The organism is Pseudovibrio ascidiaceicola, assembly GCF_900114245.1.
Classification (GTDB): domain Bacteria; phylum Pseudomonadota; class Alphaproteobacteria; order Rhizobiales; family Stappiaceae; genus Pseudovibrio; species Pseudovibrio ascidiaceicola.
This window is the reverse complement of the sequence record NZ_FOSK01000014.1, coordinates 1-16,485: the sequence shown is the minus strand read 5'-3', so window position 1 is coordinate 16,485 and position 16,485 is coordinate 1. Positions and strand designations below refer to the sequence as shown.

Here is a 16,485-nt window from a genome sequence, read left to right as displayed (position 1 = left end):
CTGTTTTACCCGTTTGTTTGGCCAGCAACGGCGCAGCGCATAATGTTTTCTTGAGTGGCTTCGGCTCGTGCGAACGATCCGGTCAGCTTGCCGCTGGACAAGACGTGGATGCGATCAGAGATGCCAAGAAGCTCTGGCATGTCGGAAGAGATCAACAGGATGCAGAGCCCTTCTGCCTTCAGCTTGTTGATGAGCGTGTAGATCTCGCGTTTTGCGCCAACATCCACACCGCGTGTGGGTTCATCAAGAATGAGGACCTTGGGTTCCGGCACCAATGACTTGGCGATGGAGACCTTCTGCTGGTTGCCACCTGACAGGTTGGAGATGATGGTGTTTGCATCTCTGGTCTTGATGGCGAACGCTTCGATGTATTCGCTGATGGTGACGGCTTCAGAAGCTTTGTTGACGAACCCGAGCGCATTGCAGAACCGGTCCAGCCCTGTGAGGGACATGTTGGTGCCCAACTCCTGAGACTGGACAAGACCTTCCTGTTTACGATCTTCGGTGACGTAACCGATCTGCGCTTTCACTCCGTCCTGCGGAGATCTGAGGCGGATTGCCTTGCCGTCAATTTTGACCGCGCCGCTTTGGATTGGATTGGCGCCGAAGATTGCCTTTGCAAGCTCGGTGCGCCCTGCTCCAACAAGGCCTGCAAAGCCGACAACTTCACCTGCATGCGCAGTAAAGGAGACTTCCTGTGCGCCGTGGGCGGTAAGCTTTTCAACTTCGATACGCACATCACCCGGAACGGCTGGTACGAATGGATATTGATCGGAGAGTTCACGGCCCACCATGTGGCGGATCAGGTCGTCCTCGGTGATTTCAGAGACTGGCCCCTGATGGACCATCTCACCATCACGCAGGATGGCTATGTCGTCGCACATCTGGAAGATTTCACCCAGACGGTGTGAGATGAAGACGAGACCTTTGCCTTGTGCCCGCAGCTCGTCCACGACTTCAAATAGGATGGCTGTCTCGATGTCGGTGAGCGCGTCTGTTGGCTCATCCATGATGATCACTTCAGCGTTCAGCGAGAGCGCTTTTGCGATCTCGACCATTTGCTGTTGTGCGATGGAGAGTTTGCCCAGTGGCGTTTTAGGGTCGATATCCTGCTTCAGCTGTGCGAGGTATTTTTTGCTTTCCCGTTCAATCACATCCCACTGGATTTTGCCCAGTTTGGTGGGTTCCCGGCCCAGATAGATGTTTTCTGCGACAGACAGCTCAGGCAGCAGGTTAAGCTCTTGGTGGATAATACCAATACCGGCATCCATGGACTGACGTGCCGTGGTGAACCTGACCTCTTTGCCCTTGTAGATCACCGTACCCGCATCGCGCTGATAGATGCCTGATATAATTTTCATCAGGGTTGATTTACCAGCTCCGTTTTCACCAGCCAGCGCCACAACGCGTCCAGCACGGATGGTCAGATCAACGGATTTAAGCACGTTGATCCCGGAGAAGGATTTTTCAATTCCCTGAAGTTCAAGAAGGGTTGTCACTGGGTGTCCTCTCCCAAAGCCCGAATGGTTTTCAGATTTTCTTCAGAACGTTACGCCTGAATAGAAAATCACATTGGCGTAGGGTGTGCATTCTCCGGTGCGCACCACTGCCCGGCATTTACCCGTTAATGCCTTGAATTCCTCATGAGAGACAGTTGTGGTCTCTACTTTGTTGCCCTGCACCTTTGCGATCTCAGCAATGAGCGAACGCAAGCGCAGGTGATAAGCTGGCTGGTGTTCAATCAGCTCTTCAGCAATGACAACCCGCTCCACCTGCATTTCAGCTGTGATCGCGCTTGCCGTTTCCAGCATGCCCGGCAGGCCTTTTGTAATTGCAAGGTCGATGCGTTCAACATCCTTGGAAATTGGGAGTCCGGCATCTCCTACACACAAGCCATCCCCATGGCCCATGTGAGAGATTATGGTAGAGACCGGAGCGTTTAAAAGTACGCCCTTCTTCATTGCAGCTGTTCCTCCGCGTTGTCTCGATTGAAGAGACGTTAGCAGCCGCGCATGGGTTACGCAACCGTTTGCGCAAACGTTTGCGCGAGTCAATTTTTGGAATCTTTCCAGTTCAATTCAGGCATACTGAAAGACCGTCATCTTTTCTCTGCGGCGCTGAATCGCAAAAATATCAGAGGTTATATGGATTTATTGCGGATGCGCTCTGGCCCTTTAGAGTGGGCTGACAGAAGGCACCTGCCCTACAACTGAGACAATTTGCGCCTATTTTTTATTAATGAGATCTTGGGGATATTAAACCCGAAGTCCTGCTGCCAAACAAAAAGCCCCGCTCCTTTTCAGAGCGAGGCTTGTGTCATTTCAAAGATCAGTGGCTGTTTACTTCAAATCAGGAACCGCTATGTGGTCCATGTCGGTGAACTCCTGATTTTCGCCAGTCATGCCCCAAATGAAGGTGTAGGACTGGGTGCCGACACCGCTATGGATGGACCAGCTTGGGGAGATCACTGCCTGCTCGTTGTGAACGAACAAGTGGCGGGTTTCCTGCGGTTCACCCATCATATGCACCACAGCGGCATCGTCCTTCATATTGAAGTAGAAATACACTTCCATACGGCGATCATGGGTGTGAGCTGGCATGGTGTTCCAGATGGAACCCTGATGCAGTTTGGTCATGCCCATGAGCAGCTGACAGGTTGGGAGTACATCCGGCACAAAGTACTTATTGATGGTGCGCTCATTGCAGTTTTCAGCATCGCCCAGAGTAACCGGAGAGGCTTCTGCCAGTGTGACCTTCTTGTTTGGATAGGTTCTATGTGCTGGGGCACAGTTGTAATAGAGCTTGGCCGGGTTCTGTTTATCTGCACTTTTGAAGGATACATCCTTTGCACCCATGCCAACGTAGAGCGCTTCTTCCTGCGCAACTTCGTAGGCTTCACCATCGACAGTGATGACAGCCGGGCCACCCACATTGATGAAACCGATCTCACGGCGTTCAAGGAAATAAGAAACACCCAGCTTCTTACCATAGTCAGCTTCCAGCACGACTTCTGTGTTCACCGGCATCACACCGCCAACGATGATACGGTCTACGTGGCTGTAGGTCATGGTGATTTCATCAGCAGCGAAGACGCTTTCAATGAGGAACTCGCGGCGCAGACCTTCGGTGTCCAGTGTTTTGGCGTGCTCGCTGTGAATTGCTTGTCTGATTTCCATGATGATCTCCTAAAATTCGGCAATTGAGCGCAGGTCTCCAGTCGCTCAATTTTTCAACTGCGCGTTATCTGCTTTTGGTTTTGTATTTCAGTTAGCGGGCGAGCCAGCCGCCATCGACAGCGATGGTGAAGCCGTTGACATATGAGGCTGCCTCAGAGGCGAGGAAGACGCATGGTCCTGCAACATCTGTCGGTTCGCCCCAGCGTTCTGCCGGGATGCGCTCAAGGATCGCTTGATTTCTGTCTGGATCAGCCCGCAAGGCGGTGGTGTTGTTGGTCGCCATGTAACCCGGCGCGATTGCGTTGACGTTGATGCCGTGCTTTGCCCACTCGTTTGCCAGCGCGCGGGTCAAGCCCAGAACGGCGCTTTTGGAGGCGGTGTAAGACGGGACACGAATGCCGCCCTGATAGGACAGCATGGACGCCACGTTGATGATTTTGCCGCCGTGACCCTGCTTTACAAACTGCTTTGCAACCAGTTGGGAGAGGAAGAAGAGTGAGCGGATATTTAGGTTCATTACCGCATCCCAGTCGTCCTCAGAGAAATCCAGCGCATCTTCGCGGCGGATAATGCCAGCGTTGTTGACCAGAATATCGACCTTACCGGTAGTAGCAACGGCGTCGGCGACCACACTTGGAAGCGCTTCTTTGTTGCTCAGGTCTGCGCGAAGATCAAAGAACTTGCGGCCTGTTTCGGCCATTACGGCAATGGTGTCTTTTGGCTCCACCACATTGACGCCAACGATATCGCAGCCAGCTTTGGCGAGCCCAACAGCCATCGCCTGCCCCAGGCCAGTGTCACAGCCCGTTACGATTGCAGTTTTTCCATTCAAATCAAACTGATTCAGCATATGTCTTATTCCTAAACAGCACTAAGAGAACTTGCAGGTTTGCTGAAGCAAACGTTGGTTACATGGCCGAGCTCGGTCTCCTGTTCAGACCAGCCTTTCGGCAGCGTTTCAGGCCGATGGATCACAACATCGTTGCACGTGATGTTGTTGGCCTGATCCAGCCAGAGACCCGGCAATCCGTTCGGGTACGGCTCCAGGCCGAGGATCTGGCCAGCTTCGTTTTTGACCCACGCGTTGCGGCGGCCCTGCTCCGGGTTATCGAGCAGGTTTACGTCATGCGGACTTGGACGCAGGTCCAGATAGTAAGCATCCGGGAACTTGCCTGCTTCCAGTGAAAGCTGGATGTTGCTGAGGGTGACACTCTCAATCTGCTGGGTTTCGTGACCAACAATGTTGATCGCTCCCTGCGCACGGCCTGTGATGCCGTCTGCTGCTACATCGCGCACATAGCCCGGCACATCGCCTGCAACACGTGGCAGCGCATTGATAGTGATCGCTTCGCCGCTGCCCCAGAACCCATCCGGCGTCTGCTCACACTGCACAGTGCAGTTGGAGAAGCGGATGCGCTCGATATCACCGCCATCTCGGGAGAAGATGCCGAATGCACGATTGGACTCGGTGATTGTGCAGGTGGTGAACAGCACATCCCGCACATCCTGATAGGTCTCTGTGCCGATTTTCAGGGCGCAGGACTTGGAGGACAGGATGGAATTGCTGACGATGATCCGCTCAGCCGGACCGTTGAGGCTTTCATCTTCCTTGCGGCAGGTTTTCACGCAGACCGCGTCATCGGCTGCGCGGATCACACAGTTGAAGATGGAGGCATCGGTACAGCTGTCGAAGTTGACGCCGTCTGTGTTTGGCATGCGCATGTCATTGAGAATGCGCAGGCTTTCCACCTTTAGCTGATGGCAGGCGATCAGGTGGATGGTCCACATGGGCGCTTCCACAATGGAAATGCCTGTGAGGCTGATGTCTTTGCAGTTTTCGAAGACGACGATACGCGGGCGTAGCATCTTCGGCCAGAACGTGCCTTCAAAGAGGCCGTCACGACCGCACCATTTATCGCTGTGGCCGTGGATGGTTCCGCTGCCGGAAATGGAGATGCCTTGCTGGTCACGCGCTGTGATGAAGGCGCGGTCTGAATCTTCCGCAATGACAGAGACTTTGCCAGCTTCATAGTCTGCATAGTCGGTTGAACAGGAAAGCTCGCAGCCGGTTGGCAAGTGCAGATCGACAAAGGATTTGAGTTTCAATGCCTTTGAGATCCACTGCCCTCTTGGCAGCACGACTTGACCACCACCAGCTGCATGAACTGCGTCAATCGCTTGCTGGACGGCATGTGTTATGTCTTTTTCGCCGTCTGCGACAGTGACATGGTGTGTATTAAGCGACATCTTGCAAAATTTCCTTAGCAGCAAGAAGTTCAATCAAAAGAAGGCTTGCCAGAGCCTGCCCGTATGGTGTGGGGGTGTTCGGAATGTTCCGGTAGAACTCGAAGTCATGCCCCATGGCCGTCCCGTCAGAGACTTCCTGAACAATCCCAGCCCCATCTATCCGCTCCAGCACGGCTGATGCTGCTTTGAGTGCCGGTTGCAGATAGCTTTCTGGCAAAATTCCCGTCCTCACGCCGCGCAGCAGGCCATAAGCAAAGCCCGCTGTCGCAGAGGTTTCTGGTGGGGAGTCCGGCTGATCAAGCAGAGTTGGCCACATGCCGTTTTCCAGCTGAAGCGGCAGCAAAGCTTCTACCTGACGGCGATAGAGCGCCTTGATCTGGCGGGCTGCCGGGCCATAACGTTCGCCGACAAGCTCAAAGAGCTCCGGCACTGCGATTGTGATCCAAGCATTGCCTCGCGCCCAGAACGCATCAGCGTAGTTGTGATGCCCGTTGAACGTCCAACCGTGATACCAGAGGCCACTTGCCGGATCTGACAGATACCGGCCATGGACGAGAAACTGGTAGTAGGCTTCCTCCGCCCAATCCGAACGATCCAGCCAGTCGCCAGCCACGCCCATGAACAGACCTGCCATGAAGAGTGTGTCATCCCAGAGCTGGCCGTCATTTTCGCGTTCCTTGACCAGATGCTGGAAGCCATCATCGACAGTCTTAGGCATGTCGTTGATCAGCCATTCCGCCCAATCTGTCACGATCTGCTTCCAGCGTTCGTTGTTGGTTTCCCGCGCCAGCAAGGCCAGGCACAACATGGGCGCTGTGGAGTTGATCTGACGCGGTGGCAGGCCGCGTGCGATCTGCATGTCGTACCAGTTGGCCAAATTGCGCTTCATGCGCTCATCGCCCGTTTTGCAGGCATGCTTGTAAAAGCCGTAGAGGCCGACGCCGACTTCCCAGTCCCACTCATCGAAATGAATGGACCCGTCGCCATCAAGCTCTGATGGAGCATCATTGATGCCCTTGAGACTACGGAACCCATCTGCCGTCAGGGCCAACGCTTCTTCAAGTCTGGATGTCTCAAACATGAGCTGCCTCCTGAGTTGAGCAAGATTGATCCAACCGTTTCAGACCAATGCGAGGAACGGGGCTGAGGTTTTCGAAGCTGATGCGCTCACCATTGGCTGTCAGTTCCCCTTCCCAATTGAGGGAGAGAGCGCCTTGTCCTTCGATCTCAGCGCTTAGGGTCAAAGCCTCCACATTCCAGCTGATTTTGCTGGCGAGCAGACGTGCTTTAAACTCAGCGAAGGTCTCTGTTTGCGCTGAGCCGGTTATGGTTAGCCACGCGTTGCGACGGCCTTCACTGCGGAACTCGACACCCGCGAAACAGCCGGTTTGCAGTGGTTCAATGCCGTTTGCGGCGAAGAAGGCGGTGAAGCCGTCTTTGACGCGGGCAAAGAGCCAGTTGCCGGTGAGTTCATGCTCATCACACACATGCAATGGTGCGTAGAGATGGGTGAAGTCCGCCTCTTCCTCAGCTCCGTTGAAAATCATCAGACCAGCTGGGCCTGATTGATCGGCGCGCGGAAGCGTACCGTTGCCAGACCAGTAGGATGGACGTCCACTGCCCCAGACCTGTGTTTCTCCCGGATGGTTGACCCAGAACCGCGCGTAAGGGTTGCCCGCAAGCATCACATCCTGCACGTGTTGCTGATGGCCATGTTGACCGGTCTTGTGATCCACCACGGTCGAAAGTTGCGCATCTGCGGTTTTGTAAAGCTTCAGCTTACCAGCATGCTCATGGCCCTGCGTATAGCTGGTCTCCAGAGCACGACCTTTCGGCACCCGCGCATATGCACTGGTTTCTTCTGGCGGTGTGTAATCACTCAACCCGATCATGGTTGAGGCGAAGTTGCCGGAGGACACAAACCCACTGCCCCATGCGAAGTGGCAGAGTGTTGCCAGCTCGCTGGCTGGGCCGGCAAAGATGTCCTTGTCGTAACACCGCCCCATGGTGCCTGCAGGCAAGCCGGACTGGGTGTGTAGGGCCATCATCTGGAAGATGGAATCCATAAGTGCTTTGGAGCGATCACGGATATCGGCATCCGGAGACAGATGATACAGTGCTGTCAGGCCGATAAGGTCGATCGGGTAGTATGGAATGGAATTCCACTCCGCCAGTCCATCCCGTTCCACGGTCTCAAACCACTTCAACAGCCGCTCATAGCCAACCTGCTTCTGCAGTTGGCCGTAGCGACCAGAGCAGAGAAACAGATCTTCCGGGAACATTGATCCCGCCAGATACTGAGATACGTGGAAGCAGAGTGTGTGGTTTTCACTCCAGAACCACATGGCATCATTGCCCGGCTCATCGAACCAATAGCGGAAGCCAAGGATGGTGGAACGGACACGGCGCCAGGTTTGCTCTGAAAGCTTTGTCCATGCGTGGTCTTTCCAGATCCAAAGCAGTGGCAGGAAGGCAAAATCAGCACAATCTTCACGCCGCGAGATCTTGCTCAAAGCTTCCAGAAGCAGCTTTTCAGCTATTTCCAGATCAGTGCCCTCATGCAGTTTAGCCAAGGCATGGGAAAGATGACTTCCGTCAGTCTGCGCACTGGATGCTAGAAGCTCTGCGCGGCGTTCTTCTAGTGTTGTGCCAGAACCTTGTTGCAAGTCTTTCAGGCACACAACGCCAACCTCACGCGCAACGCCAAGTCCTTGCGTTACGAGGGTAACCCGAACGAGGTTGGTGGCTGGTGCAAGTTCATCAACACATGGGCCAATCAGGCGATTGGAGCCTTTTGGCAAGGTATAGGCGTTCTTGCTACCTGCCAGCGTTGGCTTGAGCAGTGGCAGCGTTTCAACGTGGATCTGAGAGTCTTCCGGCAAGGCGCCGTCAAATTGCAGTTCTACATGTCCCTCAGAGTAGTAAAGCTTATCTGGCTGGACGCTGGAGATGAATGCTTCGGCTGCCTTGAGCGCCTCTGCATCATAGGAGGCGCTAAGACCAACTTGAAGATCAGCTTCTGTTGCCTCAGAGCCCTCATAGATGAGCTCCAAGGAGTAGACGGTATCACGCTCAGCGATGTCTTCCAGATGCACGAGGATCTCGTTGGCGCCTTCAGACAGGGCCAGCGTTTCGACGCTCTCCTGCGGCTTATTGCGCACCAAAGGCTCAAACGCGAAGCCAAGCTTCCCATTCGCCCAGACGCGAACACCGCCAGCGGTGCGGACACGGAACTGATAGTTGCCCGCAGCCGGAGCATTGACCACACAGCGCAGAACACGCTGCAGATGGGTTGGGCAGAACCAGAAGCCGCTGAAGTCCAGCACAGACTGCGACGGCTGGATGCGTGTCTCAGTCAGCTGGGCATCATGCGGACATGGAACCTCCCTGCCCTTCATGTCATTCCAGAAGGCAATGCGGCATGGCAGGTCACCGACATCCGTAAAACCGTTGATGTAGGTGTAGTTCACCTTGTCGGGCAGCGTATCTGCCTCGCCAGCAAAGGGTGTCTCCGTCAGCCCAGAGACCTCCCAATAGCTTAAGGGCTCACCCTTTTTGATCTGCCAGGGGAATTGTGTCTTTGGCACAAAACCACTCCTTGTAAATGGGGTACTTCTCAGGGGTTCAGGCGAGCGACAGCTCAATCTGCTCAATGCAGCTCACAAGCTCATGAAGCGATGAGATGGTGCGGGTCGGCTCTTCACTGGCATCAGTCGGCATCACGTTGCGGCGCTGCGTCCACTTATGGAAGATGCTCTTGTGGCCTGCTCCGTTTGCACCTTTGATGTCACGTTCAAGGTTGTTGCCCACCATGACAATGCTAGTTGCATCTGCTTCGCTCAGGCCGAGTGAAGACATGGCGCACTCGAACATTCTGTAATCGGGTTTCAAAACACCTACATCACCTGAAATGGTGTGTGTTTCGAAATGCTCCCACAGATCGTGTTGCCCTAAGATGTTCTCAAAGGTTGCGCGAGGGCCATCTGCCACGAGGGCAAGACGGTAGCCGCGGGAAACAAGCGTGTTCAGCGCTTCACGGGCATGTGGCAACAGCTCAGCGCCATAAGCAACATCGCTGCCTTCCCTTTTGATTTCAGTGCCTTCATCAATGAGTGTGTCACCACAATCCAGAAAGATGGCTTTGAAATGCGGAAGGGTTTCACGCAGATCACTAATGAGGTGCTTTACACGCTCCGGAATCCAACTTTCAACATGAGTCCATGGCAGCAGATCGCCCTCAGCACAATCCCAGCGCAGTGTTTCGCCGTAGGATGGCTCCAGCACCAAGCGCTGCATTTGCAGGCGTGCGAGGCGGTGTTCATATGGAGTGATCTCACCAAACTCCAGCGAGAATGGATTCCCCATATGAACACCATGTAACCCCGCCCCCAACGAGCACTCGTAACGGGTGTGAGCTTCACGTTCTTTCATGGCATCACGGGATGCAAAATGGGCGTGTTTGCCAGGTTCTGCCCAAAGTGTGACGCGGCCATTTTCAATCGGCAGGGCGTCACCGTTTTTCATTTCAACGCGTTTGCCGTGCTGAGAAGCTTCAACGGCGATAACCTGATCCTCAGCGTTCAGATGAACCCAGACGTGCTCCAGGTCGTAAAGATGCTGGATGTCATAGTCCCAGAAGATCGCATACTCGATGACGCGATCGGCTTTGGGCACAATCTCAAACTTACTGCTTAGTGATTTGCCTGCCTCAGAAAAGACAGTGAAACCAATGGCAGTTGGACGCCATGGCTCAGACCTGTCCAGACGCAAGACAGGCGCACATTTGCGAGCAAGATTAAGTTCGTCAGGTTCCTGAAGGCCTTGCCTCAAGGCGATGAGGCTTCCGTTGTTATTGGTCATAGTTTGCCCCTTGTAGCTTCAGGTCAGCAGAATGGTGACAGCGCACAAACCGTCCGCCTGCTGTTTCGGTCAGTTCTGGATTAGACATGTGGCAGAGTTCCGATGCGTGCGGACAACGGCTTGCGAATGCGCAGCCTGCAGGCAGGTTTGCCGGATCAGCGACTTCGCCTTTCACAAGACCGCGTTTTTTAGCACGGGCGCGTTTGGGATCCGGGATCGGGATTGCAGCGAGCAATGCCTCAGAATATGGATGTAGTGGCTGTTCAAAGAAGCTTGCGGTATCAGCGACTTCCACCAGTCGACCTGCGTACATCACGCCGATACGATCACTGATGTGCTCCACCATACTCAGATCGTGCGTAATGAAGAGATAGGTGAGCCCCATCTGCTCCTGCAGGTCCTGAAGCAGGTTGATAGTCTGTGCTGCGATAGACACATCCAGCGCGGATACGGATTCATCAGCTGCTATGAAGGTTGGGTTGAGAGCCAGAGCACGAGCTATGCCGATACGCTGGCGCTGTCCGCCACTGAACGCGTGCGGGTAGCGGCTCATGTTCTCAGGACGCAGACCCACTTTGCTCAACAGATCAGCAACCCGGTCTTCCAGCTCACTTTTGTTGGTGACGCCGATGTTGACGAGCGGTTCGCTGACAAGCTGCAGTAGAGTCATACGTGGGTTGAGTGATGCATACGGATCCTGAAAGATCATCTGCATGTGCTGCCGCAACTTGCGCATTTCAGCTTCGGATTTGTGCGTCAAGTCATGCCAGGCACCATCTGGATCTTTGAAGCGGATGCTGCCGCCAGTTGGTTCATAAGCACGCAACAAGGCCCGAGCCGTGGTAGATTTGCCGGATCCACTTTCGCCTACGATGCCCAGAGTTTCACCTTTTCTGATATAAAAAGATACATCATCAACGGCTTTAACTGCGCCCTGCTCTCTGCCCAGAAATCCCTTTTTAATCGGGAAGTGCATCTGCAGTTTTTCAACGCTGATCAGCGCATCATCAGGGATATGAATAGTCGTCATAGGAGTTCGCCCTTATGCCTGATGGAGATGGCAGCGCGCCATCTGATCGTTTTCAAAATGCGTTAGCTCCGGGATCTGACTGGTGCATTTGCCTGCCATCTTTTCAGCACAGCGTGTGTGGAAGACGCACCCAGTTGGCAGGTTGAACGGATCTGGCACCATGCCTTCAATAGTTTGAAGGCGATGACGTTTTTGACCATCCAATCGCGGAATGGATTGCAGCAACGCACGTGTGTATGGGTGTTTTGGATTGTAAAAGATGTCATCCACGGCTGCCGTTTCCACCGCATTGCCCAGATACATGACCGAGACACGATCTGCGATTTCTGCCACCACACCGAAGTTATGGGTGATGAAGATCACCGCCATGTTCAACTCATCCTGCAAGGACATGATGAGATCGAGGATCTGTGCTTCTGTGGTCACATCCAGCGCCGTTGTTGGCTCATCTGCCAGCAGCAAGCTTGGATTACAGGAAAGTGCCATGGCAATCATGGCACGCTGACGCATGCCGCCAGAGAGCTGGTGCGGGTACTTCTTCAGCATTTCCATCGGCTTTGGCATCTGCACCATAGCCAGAAGGTCTGCTGCCCGCTCCACCTGTGCTTTCTTGGAAAGATCGGTATGCAAGCTCAGTGTGGTCATGATCTGCTTGCCGATGGAGTGCACCGGGCTAAGAGCCGTCATCGGCTCCTGAAAAATCATTCCCACATGACCGCCGCGTAGTTCACGCATTTTACGGCTTTCTCGCTTCTCAGCGAGGATGTCGATAACTTCTCCGTCCGTCTTTCTGAACTTTACGGAACCGTTAGTAACGGTCGCGTTGCGTGGCAGCAGGTTCATGATTGAGCGTGCACTCAAGGATTTACCGCTGCCGCTTTCTCCGACAATACCAAGCACCTCGCCCGGTTTGACTGAGAAATTCACGCCATTTACGGCATTGACGGTGCCCTCACGCATCTCAAAGCAAATGTTGAGATCTTTGATTTCGAGAATGGTTTCATCCTGCATGATCCGTTCTCCTTATTTCTGATAGGGATCGGCAGCGTCACGCAAGCCATCGCCAAGGAAGTTGAAAGCAAGGATTGTCACGACAATCGCCACGCCAGGAATGAGGAGCCACGGAGCCAGAGCAATCGAGCGCAGGTTCTGTGCATCCTGTAGCAATACGCCCCAACTGATGACCGGAGGACGCAAGCCCAGACCGAGGAAGCTGAGCGCTGTTTCGCCAAGGATCATCTCCGGGATCGCCAGAGAGATTGCCGCGATCACGTAGGAGGTCATGGACGGCAGCATGTGACGGGTCACGATGCGGGTTTTGGTTGCACCAGACAGGCGGGCCGCCAGCACGAAGTCCTGATTGCGAATGGTCATGAAGTGACCGCGGACAACACGTGCTAAGTTGGTCCAGCCGATCAGTGCCAGAATGACTGTGATGAGCAGGTAGACGAGGATCGGATCCCAATTCACCGGAAGGGCTGCGGCCAAACCAAGCCAGAGCGGGATGGTTGGAATGGAGCGGACGAGTTCGGCCATACGCTGGATGACGGTATCAATTGTTCCGCCGATGAGACCTGCCAGACTTCCGAGCGTAATGCCGATTACGAAGGAGAAGAACACACCGATGAGACCAACGGAGAGCGTGACACGAGCGCCGTAGACCAGACGAGAGAACAGGTCACGACCGAGCTTGTCTGTTCCAAGAATGTAGATCCGGTTGCGACGACCTTCGACACCGAACAAGCGCAGTTTGGTTGGGACGAGACCCCAGAACTTGTATTTATCACCTTCGACGAAGAACCGGATTCGATTGATCTTGCTGGTATCTTCCTCAAAAGACAGACGCGCGGTTTCTGGGTCGCGCTGGCGTTTCAGGCCATAAACGAATGGGCCCTGAAATGTGCCATCTTCACTAAACAGGTGGATGGACTGCGGCGGAACGAACGGATGAAGTCTGTTGTGTTTGAACGGATCATACGGCGCCAGAAAACCAGCGAATGCGGCAACCAGATAAAGCAGGATGATCACGCCCAGAGACCATAGGGCTAGTTTATGTTTTTTGAAACGCCACCACATCAAGGTCAGTGGCTTGGCGGTGTAGGAGGAGTTTTCCTTCACCTCTGCTGCAGGTTCAACAGCAGTATCGCTTAGAGTTTGCTCTGACATAGTGCCCTCACGAATGACGAATGCGCGGATCGGTCAGCACCAGCAGGATGTCTGAAAGCAATGTGCCGATGATGGTGAAGACGCTCAGTATGAGAATGAAGCCACCAGCCAAATACATGTCCTGGTTCTGCAAGGAGCGCAGAAGCAGTGGGCCGGTTGTTGGTAGGTTCAGCACCACGGCTGTGATGACATCGCCAGAGATGAGTGCAGGCAAAGCCCAGCCAACGGTGGAAATGAACGGATTTAGAGCAACGCGCACCGGGTAGCGCCAGACGACTTGTCGCTCGCTTAAGCCTTGTGCGTAGGCGGTCTCAACATACGGTTTGCCCAGTTCTTCCAGCATATTGGCGCGCATGATGCGCAGCAGGCCAGCAGCTCCACCGGTAGACAGTACAAGCACCGGCACCCAGAGGTGGGAGAGAAGATCAATGAATTTGGCAAAAGACCACGGAGCGTTTTCATAGGCTGGCGAGAACAGTCCGCCAACATGGAAATTGAAGTAAAGGAACCCCATCCACATCAGCACCAAAGCCAGCAAGAAGTCCGGAATACCGCGACCGAGGAAGCCCAGGACGGTGAACAGATGATCGAGGAATGAATACTGACGCGTGGCAGAATATACGCCGATTGGAATAGCGATCACCCATGTCATCAACAATGAAAGCATGGAGATCAGCAGGGTGAGACCAATCCGATCCCAGATCAACTCAGATACCGGAAGTTTCCAGTCGAGAGACAGCCCGAAGTCACCGTGGAGCAGAATTCCGCCGATCCATGTGAGGAACTGCTCGTACATTGGGCGGTCTAAACCAAACTCATGACGAATGTGAGCTGCTGTTTCCGCATCAATGACTTCGCCAGTTTCTACCAGTTCTGCAATGTATGCTGTTACATAATCACCCGGTGGAAGCTGAATGATAACGAATGTGGCAATCGTAATAACGATCAGTGTCGGGATCGACCACAGTAGGCGATGCGCAATATAACCTGCCATATCCCTTTTCCGTTTTATTGTACTTGTAAGGAAGCATTGAAGTTGTGAACTGGCGGAGGCATCGGGATCGCCGCCGCCAGTTCAACCGCAAGGCAGATTAATCTTGGGAGAAATAGAGCTGCTGCGGATATGCGAGGCCAACGCCGCGTAACGCGTCGTCGTGGACGAACCCCGCAGGGAAGTTTTTCAGGCTGTTTTTACGCACGTAGACCGCAGGCGTTTCACCAACAAGCCCAACATGCCAACCGTATTGCTTGTGCAAGGTCACCATCTGCTGCGCATAGGCATTTGCTTCTTCAAGGCTATGTGCAGTCTGGGCTCCTTCCCATGCCTTCCATACATCTCTGATTGGATGATCTTTGGGGGGCTCTTCACCAGACTTGCCGTTGGTGCTCCACCAGTTGAAGTAGCTTTGCGCGAAACCGTAACGGCCCAGGAAACGCAGTGGGTCGGCTGTAATGACGGAGGAGCGATCAAACGTATCGAGGACCATATCGAAGTCAGCCGTATCAACGTGCTGCTGGTAGAGTGTGCGGTCAATGATGCGGACCAGAACTTCGATACCAACATCTTGCCAGTAAGTGCGAACGACTTCGAGTAGTTCGCCCTGGATATCCCATCGGGTTTCAAGTACGAGACTGAGACGGCGACCATCGGACATCAAACGATAGCCATCCCCGTCTTGTTCGGTCAGACCGATAGCATCCAAAAGTTCTGCTGCTTTGTCTGGATCGTACTCTGTCCAACGTGCTTCAGCTTCTTCATCGTAGAACGGAGAGCCGGAGATTGGGGAAGCCTGACGCGCCTCACCTAAGCCAGAGAATGCGAGCTCATTGACGGTTTCGCGGTCCACGGAGATGTTGAGAGCTTCACGGAAGCGAATGTCCTCAAACAGCGCCTGCTTGATTTTGTCTTTGGAATTCAGGTTCGGGATGATCGACCATGTGAGCGCCTTGGTCCATTTTTCAATGGTGTAGTCACCCTTGGCTTCGTTTTCCTTCAGCAGCGTGAAGTCGGCCACGTTGATGTGGCGGTTTTGGAGGTCGATTTCGCCTTGGATCGCCATGAAGTTGATGGCTTGAGGGTCTTGGAACAGCCGGTGCTCGATTTGGTCGATGTAAGGGAGCTGATTACCTTCCGCATCCACGCCGTAATAGTAAGGGTTGCGTTCCATCACGACAGTGTCAGATGGCGGTGGCGTTTTTACGCGCCAGGCGGTGAGAACCGGCATATTCGGATTGAACCACCACGCCTGAATCTGGCCTTTGGAATCCCACAGGTCCGTCCATTTCTTGGCACCATACTTGGCGATGGCTGCCTCTAACTTGGCCGTGTCAGCGTAGGCTGGGTGGTAGTCTTTGAGGTAGTGGAATGGCTCGATGAAGCCGGGACGATCCAGACCCGGACGACCGGTGCTCTCCTTGGCCAACACTGTCAGGAACAGCGGGTAAGGCTTTTCGAAGGAAACAGTGAAGGTGTAATCATCCGCAAAAGACAGCTTCATTGGCACACCGTTGGAGGTGTAAAGCGCTTTGATGGATGGCATCAAGTCTTCGTTGAGGAACACATCCTCATACCAGAAGCGAACGTCACGGGTGGTGACAGGTGCACCATCGGACCAGCGCAGACCTTCGCGGATTGTAAAGGTGAACTCGCGGGCATCTTCACTCACGGAATATTCGCCAACCCAGCCGGGAACAAGAGACAGGTTCTTGTCACCGTCCATGTAGGTTTCAACCACACGCTCTTCCATGAGCTTGGTTGGGCCCCAGCGGTCGCTTGGGCCTTTGAATGCACGCTTCATGACACCGCCATAGGTGCCGATGCTGTCGTAGACTGGAATGACGCGTGGATTTTTCGGCAGGCGCTCTTCAACCGGCGGCAATTGACCGGCTTCAACTAACTGCTTGAGCATGGGCGCTTCGTTATAGGCCCAGCCATTGGCGGCCAGAAACGGCAGCGTCAAAGCAGCAATCGACGTGAGTGTAACGCTCTTCATCAAATTCTCCCCC

13 protein-coding genes are annotated in these 16,485 nt (G+C 54.0%); all 13 read right to left on the bottom strand.

Annotated features, from left to right (window positions below; genetic code table 11):
* Positions 1-5: 5 nt before the first annotated feature.
* The 13 genes from BM231_RS21920 to BM231_RS21860 all read right to left on the bottom strand — a co-directional run bounded on the left by BM231_RS21920 (position 6) and on the right by BM231_RS21860 (position 16,472).
* Complete coding sequence (locus BM231_RS21920) at positions 6-1,499, bottom strand: sugar ABC transporter ATP-binding protein (RefSeq protein WP_093522877.1); 1,494 nt, start codon at positions 1,497-1,499, stop codon at positions 6-8.
* A gap of 42 nt (positions 1,500-1,541) precedes the next feature.
* Positions 1,542-1,961, bottom strand: a complete 420-nt coding sequence (gene rbsD, locus BM231_RS21915) for a D-ribose pyranase (RefSeq protein ID WP_063310989.1) — start codon at positions 1,959-1,961, stop codon at positions 1,542-1,544.
* 378 nt (positions 1,962-2,339) lie between these two features.
* Entirely contained in the window at positions 2,340-3,176 is an 837-nt protein-coding gene (gene kduI / locus BM231_RS21910) for a 5-dehydro-4-deoxy-D-glucuronate isomerase (protein WP_093522875.1), read from the bottom strand.
* A gap of 91 nt (positions 3,177-3,267) precedes the next feature.
* Positions 3,268-4,026 carry a 2-dehydro-3-deoxy-D-gluconate 5-dehydrogenase KduD gene (kduD, locus tag BM231_RS21905; protein WP_093522872.1) on the bottom strand — a complete coding sequence of 253 codons (759 nt, stop codon included), beginning with the start codon at positions 4,024-4,026 and terminating at the stop codon, positions 3,268-3,270.
* 11 nt (positions 4,027-4,037) lie between these two features.
* Entirely contained in the window at positions 4,038-5,423 is a 1,386-nt protein-coding gene (locus tag BM231_RS21900; RefSeq protein WP_093522870.1) for a glycoside hydrolase family 28 protein, read from the bottom strand.
* Entirely contained in the window at positions 5,413-6,504 is a 1,092-nt protein-coding gene (gene bglB, locus BM231_RS21895) for a beta-galactosidase BglB (RefSeq protein ID WP_093522868.1), read from the bottom strand. Before bglB ends, BM231_RS21900 begins: the two co-directional genes overlap by 11 nt.
* Positions 6,497-9,010 (bottom strand): hypothetical protein, encoded by a 2,514-nt coding sequence (locus BM231_RS21890; protein WP_093522866.1) that lies wholly within the window; start codon positions 9,008-9,010, stop codon positions 6,497-6,499. Before BM231_RS21890 ends, bglB begins: the two co-directional genes overlap by 8 nt.
* 37 nt (positions 9,011-9,047) lie before the next feature.
* Entirely contained in the window at positions 9,048-10,283 is a 1,236-nt protein-coding gene (locus BM231_RS21885; protein ID WP_093522864.1) for an HAD family hydrolase, read from the bottom strand.
* On the bottom strand, positions 10,273-11,313 hold the full coding sequence (locus BM231_RS21880) for an ABC transporter ATP-binding protein (RefSeq protein ID WP_093522862.1): 1,041 nt from the start codon (positions 11,311-11,313) through the stop codon (positions 10,273-10,275). The genes BM231_RS21885 and BM231_RS21880 overlap by 11 nt, the downstream gene beginning before the upstream one ends.
* Positions 11,314-11,325: 12 nt before the next feature.
* A complete protein-coding gene (locus tag BM231_RS21875; RefSeq protein ID WP_093522860.1) occupies positions 11,326-12,324 on the bottom strand; it encodes an ABC transporter ATP-binding protein in 999 nt (332 codons plus the stop codon).
* A gap of 12 nt (positions 12,325-12,336) precedes the next feature.
* A complete protein-coding gene (locus BM231_RS21870) occupies positions 12,337-13,479 on the bottom strand; it encodes an ABC transporter permease (protein ID WP_093522858.1) in 1,143 nt (380 codons plus the stop codon).
* A gap of 7 nt (positions 13,480-13,486) precedes the next feature.
* A complete protein-coding gene (locus tag BM231_RS21865; protein WP_093522856.1) occupies positions 13,487-14,473 on the bottom strand; it encodes an ABC transporter permease in 987 nt (328 codons plus the stop codon).
* 97 nt (positions 14,474-14,570) lie between these two features.
* On the bottom strand, positions 14,571-16,472 hold the full coding sequence (locus tag BM231_RS21860; RefSeq protein ID WP_093523033.1) for an ABC transporter substrate-binding protein: 1,902 nt from the start codon (positions 16,470-16,472) through the stop codon (positions 14,571-14,573).
* Positions 16,473-16,485: the final 13 nt, after the last annotated feature.

What these genes read in the sequence shown, in the direction of transcription:
- rbsD (WP_063310989.1), bottom strand. Translation starts at nt 1,961, where the DNA reads ATGAAGAAGGGCGTACTTTTAAACGCTCCGGTCTCTACCATAATCTCT.
- kduI (WP_093522875.1), bottom strand. Translation starts at nt 3,176, where the DNA reads ATGGAAATCAGACAAGCAATTCACAGCGAGCACGCCAAAACACTGGAC.
- kduD (WP_093522872.1), bottom strand. Translation starts at nt 4,026, where the DNA reads ATGCTGAATCAGTTTGATTTGAATGGAAAAACTGCAATCGTAACGGGC.
- BM231_RS21900 (WP_093522870.1), bottom strand. Translation starts at nt 5,423, where the DNA reads ATGTCGCTTAATACACACCATGTCACTGTCGCAGACGGCGAAAAAGAC.
- bglB (WP_093522868.1), bottom strand. Translation starts at nt 6,504, where the DNA reads ATGTTTGAGACATCCAGACTTGAAGAAGCGTTGGCCCTGACGGCAGAT.
- BM231_RS21885 (WP_093522864.1), bottom strand. Translation starts at nt 10,283, where the DNA reads ATGACCAATAACAACGGAAGCCTCATCGCCTTGAGGCAAGGCCTTCAG.
- BM231_RS21880 (WP_093522862.1), bottom strand. Translation starts at nt 11,313, where the DNA reads ATGACGACTATTCATATCCCTGATGATGCGCTGATCAGCGTTGAAAAA.
- BM231_RS21875 (WP_093522860.1), bottom strand. Translation starts at nt 12,324, where the DNA reads ATGCAGGATGAAACCATTCTCGAAATCAAAGATCTCAACATTTGCTTT.
- BM231_RS21870 (WP_093522858.1), bottom strand. Translation starts at nt 13,479, where the DNA reads ATGTCAGAGCAAACTCTAAGCGATACTGCTGTTGAACCTGCAGCAGAG.
- BM231_RS21865 (WP_093522856.1), bottom strand. Translation starts at nt 14,473, where the DNA reads ATGGCAGGTTATATTGCGCATCGCCTACTGTGGTCGATCCCGACACTG.
- BM231_RS21860 (WP_093523033.1), bottom strand. Translation starts at nt 16,472, where the DNA reads ATGAAGAGCGTTACACTCACGTCGATTGCTGCTTTGACGCTGCCGTTT.